Below are 18,533 nucleotides of genomic sequence, written 5' to 3'. Positions count from 1 at the left end.
ATGGCAGGCAAAAAAGAGAATCTTAAGGCATTATTTACCAATACCCGTTCACGGGTAATTATTCTGTTCACAGGTATTTTACTGATAACAGCGATTGTAATTGGCATAACAAAGTTTAAATTCTCAAGTGATTTAGGACCAGATGCCAGTGCCAATGTGAGTATGGTTCCAGGCGGAATTCAATCGATTCCTGGCGCACTTGATCCAACGGTACAGTACGCAAAATTGCAGGAAGCACAAAATGTTGAGCAGGCTCAATCAGCACTAAAAACTGGCGGAAGTTCTATACCCACTATTATTCGTACTCAAGCTTTGGGGGCAGGTGTCGAGCCGGTAGGTGCGCAAGCGGGGCAAGGGGGTGTGGGATTTACGACTTTAGCAATGGAAGATCAGGGAGGAGCGCAGAGAAGTTTATGGTTGCAAGCGTTAAAGAACAGCAACTGTAGTAAAGCGACAGTGACTAAGGTTGTTAATGAAGGAGCAGTCCTTAGTGATTTGAAATCTGCTTGTACTTGTATTCAATTAAAAGATAGTGGCTATCAACTGTCTGACTTAGAGCGGATTTGCTCTTGTAAAGAATTAAGAGCCGCCGGTTTTAACGCTCGCCAATTGAAAGAGGCAGGTTTTAGTGCAGGAAGGCTTAGACAGTGTGGGTTTGATGCCTGCGAATTGCGAAATGCAGGATTTACAGCTCAACAGATGAAAGATGGTGGTTTTTCTGACGGTGAATTGAAAGGAGCTGGTTTCTCACCAGAGGAAATTACAAAAGCGAGTGGTTTGCCTAATGGAATAACAGAAGCTGATGTCCGCAAAGCAGGATGTCAAGTCGATGCATTAAAGCGCCTGCGAGCTGCTGGGGTGACAGCCGCAGCAATTCGACGTATCAGCGGTTGTAGCGCTGCCCAATTAAAGGCGGCAGGTTATAGTGCTGCTGAGCTAAGGAATGCGGGTTTCAGCGCAGCTGATCTAAAGAATGCAGGGTTTACCGCGGCGCAGTTAAAACAGGCTGGTTTTAGTGCAAGAGATCTTCTTAATGCTGGCTTTACACCGGAAGACCTGGCTAATGCTGGATTTACACCCGGGGAAATTGCAGCGGGTGAGTCAGAATTACCACCTGGAATTACACCCGCCGATGTTAAAAGTGCGGGCTGTGATGTTGCAACATTAAAGATGGAGCGTCTGGCGGGTGTGAGCGCCAAGTTGATTAGGCAATATGCCGGCTGTAGTGCGCAGGCGTTAAAAGAAGCCGGATTTACAGATAACGATTTGGCCAATGCCGGTTTTACACCCGCGCAAATCAGCGCCGCAGGCCCAGTGGATGATAACACTATTCGTGCGGCTGGCTGTGATCCACAAAAACTAAAGGCTCTTTTTGCCAGAGGTGTCTCAGCTACCAGAATACGTACTTTAAATGGCTGTAGCGCACAAGCTTTAAAAGCGGCTGGTTATGATGCAAAACAATTAGCTGCGGCTGGTTTTACGCCGCAAGATTTATTAGCAGCTGGGTTCACCCCTGCGCAAATTCGGGCAGCAACAGATGTGTCCGATGACGCTATACGAGCTGCCGGTTGCGATCCCGTCAAATTAAAATACTTATTTAGTCAGGGGGTATCAGCCAAACGGATACGCGAATTAAATGGTTGTAGTGCAGAAGCTTTGAAAGCGGCTGGCTATGACGCTAAAGCCTTATCTGATGCTGGTTTTACTCCTCAACAATTGCTGGATGCTGGTTTTACACCACAACAATTAGGCCAGGCAGGAATTAAAACAGCAGCTGTAATTGCGGCTGGCAGGACGGCGGATTGTAGTGTTGCTTCATTAAAAGCGGCTCGTGCGGCTGGCGTCTCTGCGGCTACAATAAGACAAACACTTGGTTGTAGTGCAGCAGCAATGAAGGCTGCGGGTTATACTGCTGCAGAATTAAGAGATGCGGGTTTTACAGCCGCTGAACTTAAGGACGCAGGTTTTACCGCGGCTGAACTTAAAAATGCCGGTTTTAGTGCCAAAGAATTGCGGGATGCCGGTTTCAGCGCTGCTGATCTTAAGAATGCTGGCTTTACTGCCAGTCAATTAAAAGACGCAGGATTCAGTGCTGCTGACCTTAAAAATGCGGGTTTTACTGCGAGTCAATTAAAAGCAGCCGGATTTAGTGCCAAAGATCTAAAAGATGCTGGTTTTAGCGCGGCTGCTTTACGCCAAGCCGGTTTTTCGGCAAAAGATTTAAAAGATGCCGGCTACACCGCTGCAGACTTGAAAAATGCTGGTTTCAGCAACGCAGAGATACAGAATGCAGGGTTCCCTCCAGATACTTCTCAGCTGGCAGGTTTACAAGCAGCCACTCAACCAACAACTGTTCCATCCAACTTGGCAGGGATACCAAGCATGCCCGGGCAAGCGCCTTCTGCTACTTCAGCACAGGCAGCCCAAGCACAGCAATTACAGGAAATTTTGAAAAGACAGAACCAACAATTAGCTGATCAAAAATATCAGCAAAAAATTCAACAACGTACAGGCCAAATGTTGGGTGTTGCGAATCAGTCACTACAAGAATGGAAAAAGGTGGCTACCCAGGCCTATACTGGTGGCCAAGAGGAAAAAGGGCCGGGTGCGGAAGGTGCTGAGGTGAGTGGTGCTCCTCAGTCAGGAATGGCCGGCGGCATGGCGAGTGGCCCTGGTGGTGCTGGTGGCAGTACTCCTCCACAGAAAGCAATTGTTAGAACGGGCGATATCGTATTCGCTGTTTTAGATACCTCCGTTAATAGTGATGAGCCAGGCCCCATCCTTGCAACGATTGTGTCTGGTAAATTAAAGGGCTCTAAACTAATCGGCAGTTTCAATTTGCCTGCGAATGCCGATAAAATGGTGATTAGTTTTAACACATTATCAGTTCCGGGGGCTGCTAAAACGGTGAGCATTAGTGCGTATGCCATTGATCCAAATACGGCTCGCACCGCATTATCCAGTAATACAGATCACCATTATCTTCTCCGTTACGGTTCTTTATTTGCTTCTTCTTTCCTGGAAGGTTTTGGTAATGCTTTCCAATCAGCCAACACAACAGTGACAATCGGCGGGACTGGGGGTGGTGATAATATTACCGTTCAAAACGGTATTGGTCGCTCTGCATTGGAAAACGCTGTGATTGGTTTGGCGACGGTGGGTAAAAGTTGGGGGCAGGTTGCACAACAGCAATTTAGTCGACCCACCACCGTGGAAGTATATTCAGGTACTGGCTTGGGTATATTATTTACTCAGGACTTAACCTCACTTTAACTTGATGAGCAGGTAAAAAATGGCAGACGACAAAGATGAATATAGTGATGAGTACCAGTTTGCTGATCTGGATGTAATAAGTCCGGATTCATCGGATGAAGAGGCACGTCCTTCAGAAGCAGCTGGCGGGGAGACAAAGAAGTTTGATGGCGGCGGCAGAAAAGATATTAGACGAAATGCGCTAATTGTTGTTGGTATTGTGATTGTCATCATGCTCATTTATGAGTTTTGGGGGATGTTTTTCTCCGGTAAAACAACCGATGCAGAGACAACAACTGTTCCACCAATAACAACAGCAACACCTCAACCTACTCCAATACAGCCACCGGTTACTGCAACAGTACAGCCTGTGACCCCTCCAACCCCGCCAGTACAGGCAGGGCCTGATAATACACAAATCACTCAAAAATTGTCTGCTTTGGAAATAAGTCAACAAAATCTGCGCTCTGAAGTCAATGCGCTGAACGATCAGTTAAGTGGTATTAATAGCAATGTGAATGAATTAACCACCAAGATAGCTGATCTTAATCAAATGCTAACTACCCTGGCAGCTAAAGTTGATCAGCAATCAAACCAAATTGCCATATTGACCACCAGAACTGCGCCAAAACCTGTGCCCCGTGTAGTTCATAGAGGGCCTCCACGACCGGTTTTCTATATTCAAGCAGTAATACCCGGCAGGGCATGGTTAATTGCAACAAATGGGTCTACACTTACTGTTAGAGAAGGATCACAAATAGCTGGTTATGGTGTAGTTAAGCTGATTGATGCACGTCAGGGACGTGTAATAACCAGTTCAGGTCAAGTAATAAGGTTCAGTCAGCAAGACAGTTGAGGCAAGTAAATATGTCAGGAACTAGTAATTCTTGGATAGCAAGTCAAGTCGATGTTTTAACTAATCTTGCAACTAATTTGCTCCCTGTTGAGCGGATGGTAACAGGAGCCGCTTATGTAATCGGTTTGGCATTCGCTTTTAAGGCCATTTATAGCTTGAAGATGTACGGCGAGTCCAGGACAATGATGTCGAGTAATACGAGCATGAAGGAGCCAGTAATTTATTTAATAGTAGCAGGAATGTTAATTTATTTCCCTACGGGAATGGCTATTATGTTAAATACTACCTTTGGCTCTTCGAATATTTTACAGTATGCACCGGTAAACAGTAATAATCCCTTGATTAGTAGTCTGTTTGGTCCGGGCAATCAAGCAGGTTGGGCGCTGTCTGTTATAATCCAGGTAATAGGAGTCGTTGCGTTTGTGAGGGGCTGGGTACTGATAGCTCGTTCTGCTTCACAAGGCCAACCTCCAGGGGGTACAGGTAAAGGGCTGATGCATGTTTTTGGTGGTATTTTGGCGATGAATGTTGTAGCAACGCTACAAATCATCAATAATACATTATATGGTACAGGTGGTTAATAATAGGAGAGATTAAAGTGAAGAAGCCAGTAACATTAAATACAAAGCGTGGTAATAAAAAACGCTTATTGATGTACACAGCTTGTATTGGTTTATTGATTATTGCTGGGGAGGTAGCTGCTTCTAGTAGCACTATTGGTAGTATGGCCTCACAAATTACTGCATCATTTACAAACCTGGCTAAATTAATTACTGCAGGTTCGTATTTGGCGGGACTAGGCTTTTCTATCGGTGCCATTATGAAATTTAAGCAGCACAAAGATAACCCAACCCAGATTCCAATTGGTACGCCTATCGCATTGGTTTTTATTGCGGCAGCGCTATTATTCCTGCCCTCTATCCTGGGTGTGGCCGGAGCAACCATGTTTGGCGGTAGTGGTGGTTCAACTGCTGGTCCTACTGGTACAATTTTCAGTGGTAGTGGTGGTTAAACGTTAAACCTATTTTTAGAAATCAGGAAGGCAGGTTTTGCTTCCTGATTTTGTTATTAATTAATTGCTAATTATTGAGAGCATAGTCATATGGCTGAGAACCAGGGGCGTAATACGACTTTAAAGCTTGTAGCGAGTCCTGGCTCATGGCGTATGTATTCAGCCAGAAAGGCTGATGAGCGTTTTAAAGCCTACGAACTAAAGGTTTTTCAGCGCGATCGCTATACCTGTCAGTTTTGCGGGTTTCAGGCAAGGTTATATCAAGAAGTTGTGAACCTTGATCATGATTTTTCTAATAATCGATTATCTAATCTTGTAACAGCGTGCTGTTTTTGTGCCCAATGTTTTTTTATTGAGTCCGTTGGTGTTGGTGGCTATGGCGGCGGCACATTAATTTATCTTCCTGAACTAAGTCAGCCAGAATTAAACAGTCTTTGTCACGTTCTTTTTTGCGCAATTACTAATGACACAGGATACAAATCCAGTGCGCAAAATATTTATCGTAGTTTTAAATTTCGCTCTCAAGTTGTGGAAGAAAAGTATGGTGAAGGAACCAGTGATCCAGCGATATTTGGTCAATTAATTATTGATTCGAATATTACATCAAAGGATGTCTCTGAAAGCCTTTTTAAAAACATCCGATTACTGCCTTCCAGAGCTAAATTCCGCAAACAAATCGAGCGATGGGCTGCAAGTGCCTTAGAAGAAATTACAGAACATAAATAACTAGTCAGCTTAATTGCATAAAGGTTAAATTTGTAGGGTTCATTGAAAATATTCGTTTAATGGTAGGGAAATGGCATGGGGAACTGGTCAGAATCATTTTTTGAAGGTGTTGATACCTTTTTTGCCTGGTTAAGTACTTCATTGAAGCAAACAACCGAGTCTTATTGCGATTTGGAAACTGCTGATAGTCCAACGGTCCTGGTTAACCATGACGGCGCTTTATTGTCTATTCTGAAAATTGAAGGCGTTACTGCGCTTGCCGGTGCCGAAGAATTTGATCGCCTGGTTGAAGGGTTGAGTAATGCGTTTCAGCCTGCCATGGGCAGGCCTGGCCATGCCCTACAAGTCTATTTTAGCCATGACAAACAAAATATAAGAAAACTTATCCAGGACATTTACGCGCCCGCTGATGCAACAGCAAAGCGTCTGGAACTGGGCCTTGACGATTTATTCAATGAACGTGTTAATTTTCTGGCTCAATATTGTGCTGAAGAACGGTTATATTTTGTTCTTTACACCCGTCCTTATAATTTATCGCAAGAACAATTAAAGGCGGCAAATAAAGCTAAAATGAAAATGCTGAAAGACACCAAAGCGCCGCCTTTTAAAAATACCCAGACTATTTATGCTGCGATTCCTGAGTTACGTGATACGCATGATGCCTATGTACGTTCTATACTTAACGATCTGGATGCGCTTAATATTTATGCAAAATTGGTCGAAGTTCATGATGCAGTACATGCTATCCGCATGACTGCGGATCCTGATTTTACTGCTGATGATTGGCAGGCGACACTCCCTGGCGATAAGATAATGCCACGTGAGGTGAATAATTTTGATGGAGACCCCTCCGATTTGTTATGGCCCTCTTTAGCTAAACAAGTGCTTCCACGTGATGCGGAAGCTCTCGATCTACGCACAGTCCGAGTTGGTAATAAAATCTATTCTTCGGTTTTTATTGACTTATTCCCCAAAGATATTAGGCCGTTTATTAATTTGTTTGCGCGTATTTTACCTTCTCATATTCCTTGGAGAATATCCTTTTTAATAGAGAGCGAGGGATTAGGTACCATAAAACTTAAAGGGTTATTGTCCGCGATCCTCAGCTTTTCTTCTGCTCAAAATAGATTAATCAGTGATTCGGTAAACTTATTAAAATATTTACAGCTTAATACGGATGATTCCATCATACGTTTGCGGGTAGTCGCTGCTACCTGGGCTCCAGAAGGAGAGCTTGCTTTATTGCGACGACGTAGTTCGGAACTAGTTAAAGCGATAGAAGGATGGGGTTCAACGGACGTATCTGAAATCTGCGGCGATCCTTTTGCTGGGTTTGTTTCCAGTATGCTGGCTACAACAATCAATAGCACTGCCGTGCCTTCTGTTGCTCCTTTATCAGATGTGATCAGCATGTTACCGATTACACGGCCTGCATCGCCCTGGGAGCATGGTGCCTTGTTATTTCGTACACCCGACGGAAAGCCCTGGCCATTTCAGCCAGGTTCGACCCAACAAACTACCTGGATTGATTTGGTGTATGCTCGTCCTGGTTCTGGTAAGTCAGTATTATCTAATGCGATGAATTTGGCACTTTGCCTATCGGGGGGGCTAACCCGCTTACCTCGGATAGCTATTATTGATATTGGTCCTTCAAGTAGTGGACTCATATCGCTCCTTAAAGAGGCGTTGCCTGCTTCTAAACGCCATTTAGTAGCCTATCATCGATTACGTATGACGCCCGATTATTCAATTAATCCCTTCGATACCCAGTTAGGTTGCCGTTACCCGACAGCGATTGAGCGTTCTTTTTTAGTTAACTTCCTAACGCTGCTGACCACCCCGTTGGGTGCTGCGAAACCTTATGATGGTATGCCTGATTTGGCAGGTATGGTTGTCGATGAATTATATAAAAGCTTGGCTGATGAATTTAATCCCACCCCCTATTCGCCGGGTGTGGAAGAGTTTATTGACAGTATTTTAGAGGAAATTGGTTTTGTTCGAGATTCAAAATCAACCTGGTGGGAAGTAACTGATTCCCTTTATTCAGCAGGTTTTATCCATGAGGCTATGTTGGCACAACGTTATGCCATGCCCTTACTTGCAGATGCCGCCTCAATCTGTCGTACACCCTCTATTGAGGATTTATATGAAAAGGTCACTGCGCCAACGGGTGAATCATTGATTAATGCTTTTTCTCGTATGATTTCTGGTGCGGTTCGTGAGTATTCAATTCTATCAAGGGTGACAAGTTTTGATATTGGTGATGCACGCGTTGTGTCGCTCGATTTGGACGAGGTTGCCAAGAGTGGTGGAGACGCCGCAGATCGCCAGACTTCGGTTATGTATATGTTGGCGCGTTATGTACTTGCACGGCATTATTACTTGACGGAGGAAAGTTTGACCAATATCCCTGAGCAGTATAAGGAATATCATAAAGAACGGGTTTTAGAAATTAGGGAAGATCCCAAACGGATTGTCTATGACGAATTCCACCGCACGGCCAAATCCTCTGCAGTTCGTGATCAGGTCATTATCGACATGCGTGAGGGTCGTAAATGGAAGGTGCAAATTGCTTTGCTATCGCAATCAGTTGATGACTTTGATGCAGTAATGATTGATTTCAGTACTGCAATTTATGTGATGGATGCGGGCCCATCACAGGCAGTAGAAAAGACCAGTCAGATTTTCGGTTTGTCTAATACAGCCAAAGTGGCATTGCGTACACGAGTACATGGTCCTCGCCAGGGGGGAGCAACCTTCCTGGTACAATATGCAACCAAGAATGGTGTTAACGTGCAATTACTGACGCTGACCTTGGGACCTGTCGAGTTGTGGGCGTTTAGTACCACGGCAGAGGACGCGGCAGTCCGTAATCAATTGTACCGTCACTTAGGGCCTTCGGAAGCGAGAAGATTGTTAGCTGCGATGTTCCCTAATGGCTCAGTTGCAAAAGAAATTGAAGCTAGACTGGCGGCGATGAGAGAGCAAACTGGCCTCATTGAGGAGGATGCAAAATCCAGCGTTGTGGAGCAGCTGGTCGTCGATATATTGAACGCCTACTCTAAAGATCCTAATGTGAAAATCCTGCCAAAACACTAGAGGCTTTCTACTGACGTGGCACTTTTATGGTTTGATGTTCGGCCTTTCGCTGCTCACATACTCGCAGGTATGCTGTGCAGCATGTAAAATAGCCTTCCAAGTCTCATTATAAAATTATTCAGAAAGTAACGAGGGTATTTGGCTGTGGTTTGTTTCCTGAGTAGGGTCGTGGATTTTTACCCTGGATTTGCTGATCAACAGGTAGGCTAGAGGTACGACATACAACGAGAAAAAGGTGCCTACCACCATACCACCAAGAATTACTAAACCGAGTTGCTCCCTGCTTTCACTACCTGCGCCCGAGGCCAATGCTAAAGGCAGAGCCCCTAGGACCATTGCCAGAGTAGTCATTAATATAGGCCGTAATCGAATGCGAGCACTTTCCATGACTGCATTTAATCGATCATGACCAAGTTTGAGTTGTTGATTGGCAAACTCTGTGATCATGATGCCGTGTTTGGTAATCAAACCGATAAGCGTGACCATCCCTATATTACTATAGATTGATAAGGAACCGCCAAACAGATACAGCGCAATAACCGCCCCGACCAGGCATAAAGGAACGCTAAAAAGTACAATGAGAGGATCAATAAAACTTTCAAATTGTGCAGCTAACACCAGATAAATAAATAAAAGGGCTAGTAAAAAAGCGTATAGGCTACTGCCTGATGATTCAAGATAGTCTTTTACAGCGCCAGTAAAGTGGTATTGAATATCCTCTGGTAATTTTTCCTTCAACAGTCTTTTTACCTTGGTGAGTACTTCATTCAAATGAGCCCCAGGAGCCAGTTCCGCAGTTATATTGGCCGTGCGTAAACGATTTAGATGGGGGAGACTGTCTGGGCCAATGGTATTTTTTATCTGAATCAGGGTTGATAAAGGGATCATACGCCCACGCCCACTTTGGACATAAAGTTTGTTTAATACAGAAATATCGCGGCGCTCAGCTTGTTGTAGCTGTAGTATCACCTTGTAGGCTTGACCGTCGTAATTAAAATTCACCGGGTTACTACCTCCGAGCATTGTAGAAAGTAATTCCGCCACGTCCGCTAGATTGACATTTAGATCAGCCGCTAATTGCCGATCAATTTCAACATCAATCTGTTCGCTATCCAAGGCTAAATTATTTTTTACATGCCTGAAGCGCGAGTCGTCAGACAGGGATTTGGTAATGTCGTTAGCAATTTGGTTTAACCGCAGGTAGGAGGTATTCCCTAAAAGGGCCATACTAAACTGACTATTAATTCCTCCTCCACCCCGATGACCCAAGGGGTTAGGACTTGCGGGAAAAACATTGATACCAGTAATTTTTTGCATTTTCTCGCTAAGCTCATTACTTATTTCTCTTTGACTACGATGCCGTTCATTCCAGGGGGCTAATTTTAAGAGAGTAAAGGCCGATGAGGGTTTTACTGAAGTAAGATAAACTACTTTCTCAGGAATTGTTTCATAAACGGCCTCTAGTTCACGACTATATTGATCGGTATAAGCCGTGCTGGCATTTGTTGGTGAAGAAATAGGGGCTATGATATACGATTGATCTTCTGTTGGAGCAAGTTCCGCACCCAGGCGTAGATAGCAAAACAAGCCAATGAGGCAAGAACAAAAAACTAACATACCAAGGCGTGAAGGTTGCTTAAGTACGGCAAACAAACTTTGATGATAACGAGTGCTTAGTTTTTCAAATTGTTTGTCTAACCACAGGCTGTAGCGACCTTCTTGATGTCGTAAAAGCCTTGAACACATCATGGGTGATAAACTTAAAGCAACAATACCAGAGATAATCACTGTCAAAGCCAGGGTGGTCCCGAATTGCAGGAATAGTTTGCCAGTAAAACCGGCAACAAAGCCCATAGGGGCATAAACTGCTGCCAGGGTGATTGTCATTGCCAAGACAACAAAAACGATTTCTGTACTCCCTTTTATTGCTGCTTGCATGGCAGATAATCCTGCCTGCATATGGCGGTGGCAATTTTCGAGTACAACAATAGCGTCATCCACTACCAAGCCAATTGCCAATACCATTGCTAATAAAGTAATCGTATTTAATTCAAAACCCAACCAGTACATAGGCCAGAAAGCACTGACCAGGCAAATAGGAATGGTAATGATGGGAATCATTGCCGCGCGCAAATTACCTAGAAAAAGAAAAACTACCAGTCCAACAAATAAAATAGCTTCAATAAATGTTTTATAGACTTCATGGATAGAACGTTTAATAAAATTGGTTGAATCAAAAACCAGTTGAATGCTAAAACCCGGTGGCAAGGTTTGCTGCAAGGAAACCAAGGTTTTTTTAACTGCTGCTGCCACGTCGACGGGATTTGCAGTGGATTGCGCAAGGATTGCTAGTCCAACAGCCGATTTACCATTAATGCGGAGTAAATTATCTTCATTTTCGCTGCCTACCGAAACGGTTGCCACCTCGGCGAGACGGATGAGTTGATTATTACGATGGGCAATGACGAGATCAGCAAAATGCTTAGCATCTTGTAAACGCGCATGAGTGACTACCGTATAATAACGGTTAGTGCTTTTAATTTGACCGCTTGGAATGTCGAGATTTTGCTGGGTAAGTGCATTTTTAACTTCGGCAACAGTGACTCTCCGGGCTGCCATTTTTACCGGATCGAGGGCAATTTTAACGGCGTAATCTCGTCCACCATGATAGGTTACTTCTCCGACCCCTTTAATTTCTTGTAGCCTGGGTTTGATGTGACGGGAGACATAATCGGTGATTTCAAGGGAGTCTTTTGTTTTATCATGAAAGCCAATAACGGCAACAGGATTTGCATCTGCGTCGTTTTTACTGACGACCGGTGCATGGCTATCTTTGGGGAGTTTTGCCTGGATCGCCGACATTTTGTTACGAATATCGCTAACGATCTCATTGATATCAACGCCCAGTTGAAAATCAATATTAACCCGGCTTTTACCTAACATACTGGTGGAGCGTAGCGAGTCAACGCCTGATATACCTGACAAGGCATTTTCAATGGGAATAGTAATTTCTTTTTCTACCAATTCAGGACTTGCCCCATCATATTCAGTAGAAATATGGACAATGGGTTTATCGATATTGGGTAAATGCCTTACCGGCAATTTGTTGAAATGAATCAAACCGGCAATAACCATTAGTAAAGTGAAAACAATTGTAAAAACGGGTCGTTGGATGCAGCGTTTGGAAAAATTCACTCTATTTCCTACCCTTCATGAATATCAATGACGTGACTTCCTTCCTTGAGCTTGTGTTGACCTCGCACAATAACGATATCATCGGCTTGCAAGCCACTGCAAATCTCGGTCATTGAGGCATGATGCGCGCCTGTTTCAACAGGGACAGCGACGGCTATATCATCGCGTAATACAAAGATTTTTTGACCATGGATAGTTGGAATCAGGCTTTCTTCGGGAACTAGGAGACGTTTTTTCTTTTCACCAAACTGGTGACTGACTCGCACAAACAATCCCGCAGATAGTATGCGTTGCGGATTATCGATCAACGCTTCCACCGCGATAGTTCGTGTTTCGCGGTCAACTGCCGGATCAATGTAATTAACCACGCCTTGAAAAATTTTTTTAGGAAAAGCATCAGAAACCACATTGACTTTCTGTCCCTCTTGTAAACGGGGTAAGTAACGCTCTGGCAGATTATATTCGACTCGCAATTTTTGATTGGCGACCAAATGGACCAGCGGTTGGCCAACTTTTACATATTGCCCTACACTGACTTGTCTTGAGCCCAGCGTCCCGGAAAAAGGCGCCCGTAAGCTTAGTTTTTCTAATTGGGCCCTCTTGGCTTTTACCGTATTCTGTTTTTCCTGCAGATCGGCTGAGGCTTGGTCCAAGGCTTGTGCCGAGGCCAGTTTACGCTTGGCCAATTCACTCATACGTTGGTAGCTTGTTTCACTTAACGTGAGATTGGCTTCTGCACTGGCCAATTCACTTTTTAAAACGGTATTATCGAGCTGGATTAAAAGAGTGCCTTTTTTTACACTGGCTCCTGGTTTGAAATAAATTGCCGCAATTTGCCCGGCTAGCTCGGAACTGATATCGATGTTATCGGTACTGGCAAGACTGCCCAGGGTTTCAAACTGTTCTGCTAAGATTTTTTCCGTAACCGCTGCCGTTTCAACGGCAATTGCATTCATAGGAATGGGGTTACTAACCGCTTTCTTGTGTTGAAAAATAAAGATAGATGTTGAAACGATGCCCAAGAGTGTCATGAGCAAGATAATGGAGCGAGATTTCATGCCGAGGGCACCCAGTAGCTATAGAACGGTAGATTATAAAGCACTTTGGGCGAAGATTCAAAAAAACGGTAATCAGGTATAGGTTTAATAGATATCAATTAGGAAAATGACTGCACAAAGCGATTAATGCGATATTTTCTAATACCACATTAATCAACTTCGTGGATTAGCCAAGCTTAATACATTGTACAACGTTCTGGATTCTCTTCGGGAAGAAGTGATTGTCTATGTGTCTCAATTAATGTTTGCTTATCATCTAATTGGGTTTTGTATTCCGTGTATGCCAGATAATTACGTGCCATGGTCTGGTAGTTTTCGAAATTAGATAAAGCATCCTCCTTGACCAATGATTTTTCAGAAGAGAAGAATTGCAACTGGCTACTGAGTGCTTGGAGTTTTTTCATCTGTTCAATAACGATACCACTGGCATGGTTATTAATAAGTTCTAGTGTTCGCTGCTTAGTAGCACCTGGCTCGAATAATTCGAAAAGACTCCAAATAGAAGTGACTAGTTTATTAAGCGCTTGAAATTTTTCAAGATGGTTATTTGCTTCTTCAAGTGTAAATTTTTTAATCTGCTCTTCAGTAAGATTCACCAAGAACTGCATTTGTTCTTTCATGATTTTATTCTCATCAAATAGACAAAATAATAGCGTTCGATACTAACAAAATAGGGTAGTTGTTACTACTATAAAAGAGTTATTCTTTATAATAGGGAGATAAAATATGGGCACGAGACTTGATTATTATAAAGTTTCTCCTGATGCGGTCAAAGCCCTCTACAATCTTGAGAGCCATGTGAGCAAAAGTGGTTTGGAAAAAACCTTATTAGAATTGGTTAAATTAAGGGTATCACAAATCAATGGCTGCGCTTACTGCGTTGATATGCATACTACTGAGGCTCATAAGTTAGGTGAAACAGAGCGCCGCTTACATGCGGTGGCTGTTTGGCATGAATCGCCTTTTTTTACTGAGCGTGAGAGGGCAGCTCTGGCTTGGGCAGAATCCGTTACCTTATTATCAGAAACACAGGCTGACGATGAGACTTATCAACAAGTCCGCCACTGTTTTAATGAGTTGGAAACGGTCGAGTTGACGATGGCAATTATTACCATAAATAGCTGGAATCGCCTTGCTGTATCTTTTCGTAAATTGCCAAAATGAATGGAAATTAAAAGAATTGAATTGGAGAGGGGTAACACCTTGCCAGCAGTAGAGTGTCACTGCATGGCAAGGATTAAGATTTTACTTATTGCCTAGCATAGCATTTTGGTTACAAAAGCGTACTTCATCTTGTTTATCAAACCCTTGAATTGCAGTAACCACAGGTCGACTAATCAGGCTAATAGCCGATTTAAGGAAACTTGCTGCGGCCAATAAAAAGGCAGCGCCAGCGACCAACAGATAATGAGATGTCTGCAAATCTTTATCGATAGAAACTTTGTCTTTAGCTTTCATAAAACCAGTGTGAATTGCCAAATCTTGAGCACCTTCCCAAATAGCAGCAGCTGCAGCTACGGTTGCGACGGCTAAACTCATAAGCGGTATGGCAGTGGCACCAACGACTTCATCAAAATAATCATGGCCATCACGTAAGCTTTCAAAAATCTTCAAGCGTTCCAGCGCTTGCTCAGATAAAAAAGCAAGACCATCATCAAAGGTCATTCCCATGAGTTTTGCACCTTTTTTCTTAAACTCTTCTTCCAGAAAATCCAAATGATCTGCATAGTTTTGAAAAAAATTCTTTTTTACATCAGGTGTTTTTTGACCTGTACAAATTTTTACATTTTGGAAAAAACTAAGGACGCCCATTTCCACTCCCATATGTTAACTAAATTGAATTTATGGTTAGCAATTATACATTTATTTTATTTTTCGTCAATGCTGTACAGAGAAATTCAAATAAGTTTAAAAATGTCTTTACCCAGAAAGAAGATACAGTTTTTTTAGCCAATTAATTTAACAGATTGATAATAATATTTGAGAGTAATTTTACAGCTTATTTGAAAAGAAGCTAGACTTGGTTAGTGCTGGTTTGCAGATTGCGTGGCGAAGACATGAATTTTAAATCAAAATTAAAATAATTTGTTCAAAAAATATTGATTTCTCGGAAGCCAGCCTCTTTCGAGGCAGCAAGTTAAAAATCCCGAGTATTAAGGTGATTATTGTTTATTCTCTGCTAACCAGGTGGTCAAAACATCAATAATTTTTCGCGCTTGTTCTTCACTGGAAATATTGAATTTAGATTTCATCCAGTATTGGTTATTACGTTTTTGATAACGTCTAATTGAGTATTTGATTGGGCCGAACTCTTTTTTACTCGTATCCCAATCCTGGTAGCGGAACATAATCGTCGTCCAGGCGCCTTTGGATAATACCTCTTTTCCCAGTTCGCGAGTCGTTTCCGTTCCATCTTCACTATAAGCAATTGTTAAATCATCAATCGTTTCACTCATGGTTATTTCCACGCTGTAAATTAATCGATGGATTGTAATTTGCCGTTAACAAATGTCAAGCTAATTGGTGATTGGTATTGTCCAGGCTGATAAATCCACAATTCTGGTTTTTGATTACTCACGATGGGTTGATTAATAAAGGTATTATTAACAACGGAGGGATTACCACAGGCGTTGTAAACCGAGGTGACGGGATCCCCCACTTGAATACTCCGGCCGCCACAGATAGAAAAGGCATTGCTGCTATTACCATTGAGACGGATGGCACTCACTTTATTATCAATCACATCAACTTCCAATTGTGCGCCGCTATTTGTACCTACAGGGACAGACCAAACACCATAAAAGGCTGTCTGACTACCCTGATTGTTAAACATGAGTTGCTGCATGGGTACTTTTTGAGTGACTGGGCGATTTAATTGCTGTTTACTTAAGGGTTGTCCACAAGCGGCCATCACTTGGTCTGTTGTCATACCAATATTGATGTAGCCTGCATTTTGTGGACAATAAAAAGATTGAGCAGCAAGCACATTGAAAGATAAAGAAAAAGAGGCTATCCCTAAGGCAGTTACGAATCGGCTAGTCATAAGCGTGTCCAAAATGATTGCAACTTGATTCAAGTATAGCTCTCCCAATATAGTTTTGCCGTTTAAAAATAGGCTAAACAAGTCGTAAAGGCATTGATGCACTCATGAACAGAGTAATCACCTTTAAAATAATTAAAACAATAAAAGGAGAAAAATCAAAACCAGAAATATCAGGTACCAAACGTCGCCCTAAATCTAATAAAGGATCGGTCACCATCTTGATAATATCACTCGCAGGATGTTGCCATGCTGGATTAACCCAACTCATAACGACCCGGATTAGAATCATATAGAAAAGCAGGTTACAGGGTTGAACAATAAGATCAGCCACAGAAAATAACAGAATATAGGAGATTGGCATGAGGGTTTTATAAAGAAGCAAGCCAAGGACTATAAATTTAATAATTTCAACAACAATGAGTAGACCAAAACAGACCCAGTCATAGCGCTGTTTTGCCGGTAGTTTTTCTGTTCCTATCAGCCGTTCTAGTGGGCCGAGCAAAGGATCTGTTAATTTGTTTATCGCTTGGTGCACAGGATGCAGGCTACTTACATGGAAGTAACGCAAAATAAGGCGTAACCATAAAACAAACAAAAACAAATTGAAAAATAGGCTGATCAGAAAATAGGTAACCGCCATCAATCCCGCCATCATATCCTCGCAAAAAAGGTTAATTAGAAATTTATCCTAGCGTGTTTATAGCATCGATTTATTGCTGAATATCACTAGGATCCCAGTTGTTGTGCGCGTTCACAAGCTGCTTTCATTGCCTGAAATATCAGCTCTTCGAATCCTTGTTGTCGCAGTATATCGAGTGCAGCGGCAGTTGTGCCAGAGGGAGAGGTCACCTTTTTTCGTAAAGCAGACAGTTCAAGGGTACTATTTTTAGCTAAATGGGCAGCTCCGAGAACGGTTTGCAAGGTAAAGCTGTGAGCAAGGTTCTCGTCAAGCCCAAGTTTTTTGGCCGCATTAATCATTGCTTCCATGAAAAGAAAGACATAAGCCGGCCCGCTACCGGATAACGCTGTCAATGAATCAATATCACTTTCTTTCGTAACCCAGGTCGTGATGCCAGAGGCTTGAAAAAGTTGTTCGATTAGGTGTTTCTGTTTGTTGGTAACATAATCATTCGCTATTAACGGAGTGGCTCCTTCCTGCACAGCGATGGGTATATTAGGCATACTACGGACGATTGCTTGGTTCGTGGGACAGTATGGGGCTAACCAGGAGAGACTCATGCCAGCAGCAATCGAAACCAGTAAGCAGTTTGGAGGTAGATGAGGGCTAATTTGAGTTAAAACAGTTTTCAGGTTCGCCGGTTTAACGGCTAAAAAAATGACGTCAGCATCCTTAATAATTGCCAGATTATCATGGTCGGTGTGAAAGCCATCATCATTAATTCCTTTTGCAAGGGAAGGAGAGGCAGCAAAAATTTGGTAATCACGATTATTGCGTAAGGTACGCGCAATTGCCTGTGCCATGTTGCCGAAACCAATAAAACTAATTTTCATCGCTGTTAACCTTGTCTTTCACCAAAGATAGCGCGGCCAATGCGTACTAGAGTACTACCAGCACGAATCGCTGCTTCAAAATCATCACTCATTCCCATGGATAGAGTATCCATGGATAGGTTCAATTTTTTGTTCAAATCAGCCAATAAACTAGCAAGACGCAGAAAACTCTCATATTGCTGCTGCGTGTTGTCTTGAGGACGAGGAATGGTCATTAATCCTCGCAATGTCAAGGAGGGTAATTGACCAACAAAAAGAGCAAGTTTTTCAGCCTGAATTGGGCTGACACCCGACTTACTCTCTTCCTCATCCAGATTAATTTGCAGACAAATATTAAGTGCAGGCAGGTGTGCAGGACGATATTTAGCCAGCATCATCGCAATTTCTTCGCGGCCGACACTATGTACCCACTCAAAGTCTTGGGCTATACCCCGAGTTTTATTGCTTTGAATGGGGCCGATGAAATGCCAGTGAATTGCTAAATCAGATAAGGCACGCATTTTGACTTGCGCCTCCTGTAAATAATTTTCACCAAAATCACTGATCCCTGCTTTAAATGCCTGTTTAATTGCATCGCTTGACTGACCTTTGCTGACAGCCAGTAATTTTACTGTATTTGCTTCGCGCTCGTAACGTTCAGTAGCTGTAGTGATAAGCGTTTGAATTTGATGAACGCGCTCGCTAATGGTCATGATTCAAGACAACCCAAAAAGCCTAAAGGTAGCAAATTATTGTGCTGTCTAACAATAGAATGCGATCGAAATGCTATTCATTAGCGTG

Annotated in this window: 16 protein-coding genes; 7 read left to right on the top strand and 9 right to left on the bottom strand. The window is 42.9% G+C overall.

Annotation, left to right across the window (positions count from 1 at the left end):
- From dotG to DYC89_RS11425, 6 genes are all read left to right on the top strand, one after another.
- Window positions 1-3,273: a type IVB secretion system protein DotG/IcmE gene (gene dotG, locus DYC89_RS11450; protein ID WP_115221900.1), complete on the top strand. Its 3,273-nt coding sequence runs from the start codon at window positions 1-3 to the stop codon at window positions 3,271-3,273.
- A 19-nt stretch (window positions 3,274-3,292) separates the two neighbouring features.
- On the top strand, window positions 3,293-4,108 hold the full coding sequence (gene icmG / locus DYC89_RS11445) for a type IVB secretion system protein IcmG/DotF (protein ID WP_115221899.1): 816 nt from the start codon (window positions 3,293-3,295) through the stop codon (window positions 4,106-4,108).
- 11 nt (window positions 4,109-4,119) lie between these two features.
- A complete protein-coding gene (locus DYC89_RS11440) occupies window positions 4,120-4,689 on the top strand; it encodes a type IV secretion protein IcmC (RefSeq protein ID WP_115221898.1) in 570 nt (189 codons plus the stop codon).
- Between the two features lie 71 nt (window positions 4,690-4,760).
- Window positions 4,761-5,120, top strand: coding sequence for a type IV secretion protein IcmD (locus DYC89_RS11435; RefSeq protein ID WP_115222742.1), 360 nt, complete (start codon window positions 4,761-4,763; stop codon window positions 5,118-5,120).
- Between the two features lie 90 nt (window positions 5,121-5,210).
- Window positions 5,211-5,846 (top strand): type IVB secretion system protein IcmJDotN, encoded by a 636-nt coding sequence (gene icmJ, locus DYC89_RS11430; protein WP_115221897.1) that lies wholly within the window; start codon window positions 5,211-5,213, stop codon window positions 5,844-5,846.
- Window positions 5,847-5,921: 75 nt separating this feature from the next.
- Entirely contained in the window at window positions 5,922-8,945 is a 3,024-nt protein-coding gene (locus DYC89_RS11425) for a type IV secretion protein IcmB (protein ID WP_115221896.1), read from the top strand.
- 114 nt (window positions 8,946-9,059) lie between these two features.
- Here DYC89_RS11425 and DYC89_RS11420 read toward each other — a convergent pair whose 3' ends face one another.
- From DYC89_RS11420 to DYC89_RS11410, 3 genes are all read right to left on the bottom strand, one after another.
- Window positions 9,060-12,140, bottom strand: a complete 3,081-nt coding sequence (locus DYC89_RS11420) for an efflux RND transporter permease subunit (protein ID WP_115221895.1) — start codon at window positions 12,138-12,140, stop codon at window positions 9,060-9,062.
- A gap of 8 nt (window positions 12,141-12,148) precedes the next feature.
- Window positions 12,149-13,198 (bottom strand): efflux RND transporter periplasmic adaptor subunit, encoded by a 1,050-nt coding sequence (locus DYC89_RS11415; RefSeq protein WP_115221894.1) that lies wholly within the window; start codon window positions 13,196-13,198, stop codon window positions 12,149-12,151.
- Window positions 13,199-13,374: 176 nt separating this feature from the next.
- On the bottom strand, window positions 13,375-13,818 hold the full coding sequence (locus DYC89_RS11410) for a hypothetical protein (protein WP_115221893.1): 444 nt from the start codon (window positions 13,816-13,818) through the stop codon (window positions 13,375-13,377).
- Window positions 13,819-13,924: 106 nt separating this feature from the next.
- Between DYC89_RS11410 and DYC89_RS11405 the strand changes: the two genes are divergently transcribed.
- A complete protein-coding gene (locus DYC89_RS11405) occupies window positions 13,925-14,362 on the top strand; it encodes a carboxymuconolactone decarboxylase family protein (protein WP_115221892.1) in 438 nt (145 codons plus the stop codon).
- An 81-nt stretch (window positions 14,363-14,443) separates the two neighbouring features.
- On the opposite strand, the gene DYC89_RS11400 is transcribed toward DYC89_RS11405, so the two are convergent.
- The 6 genes from DYC89_RS11400 to DYC89_RS11375 form a co-directional block, all read right to left on the bottom strand.
- The gene (locus DYC89_RS11400) at window positions 14,444-15,010 is read right to left on the bottom strand and encodes a hypothetical protein (RefSeq protein WP_115221891.1); all 567 of its coding nucleotides are present in this window, start codon (window positions 15,008-15,010) and stop codon (window positions 14,444-14,446) included.
- A gap of 350 nt (window positions 15,011-15,360) precedes the next feature.
- Window positions 15,361-15,654: a hypothetical protein gene (locus DYC89_RS11395; RefSeq protein WP_115221890.1), complete on the bottom strand. Its 294-nt coding sequence runs from the start codon at window positions 15,652-15,654 to the stop codon at window positions 15,361-15,363.
- A gap of 20 nt (window positions 15,655-15,674) precedes the next feature.
- Window positions 15,675-16,241, bottom strand: a complete 567-nt coding sequence (locus tag DYC89_RS11390) for a DUF2845 domain-containing protein (protein ID WP_181879386.1) — start codon at window positions 16,239-16,241, stop codon at window positions 15,675-15,677.
- A gap of 73 nt (window positions 16,242-16,314) precedes the next feature.
- Window positions 16,315-16,893, bottom strand: a complete 579-nt coding sequence (locus DYC89_RS11385) for a YggT family protein (protein WP_115221888.1) — start codon at window positions 16,891-16,893, stop codon at window positions 16,315-16,317.
- 74 nt (window positions 16,894-16,967) lie between these two features.
- A complete protein-coding gene (proC, locus tag DYC89_RS11380) occupies window positions 16,968-17,753 on the bottom strand; it encodes a pyrroline-5-carboxylate reductase (RefSeq protein ID WP_115221887.1) in 786 nt (261 codons plus the stop codon).
- Window positions 17,754-17,758: 5 nt separating this feature from the next.
- Window positions 17,759-18,445, bottom strand: coding sequence for a YggS family pyridoxal phosphate-dependent enzyme (locus DYC89_RS11375; protein ID WP_115221886.1), 687 nt, complete (start codon window positions 18,443-18,445; stop codon window positions 17,759-17,761).
- Window positions 18,446-18,533: the final 88 nt, after the last annotated feature.

The organism is Legionella donaldsonii (assembly GCF_900452385.1).
GTDB classification, from domain to species: domain Bacteria; phylum Pseudomonadota; class Gammaproteobacteria; order Legionellales; family Legionellaceae; genus Tatlockia; species Tatlockia donaldsonii.
Note: the sequence above shows the minus strand (reverse complement) of the source record. Positions and strands in the feature narration are given on the sequence as shown.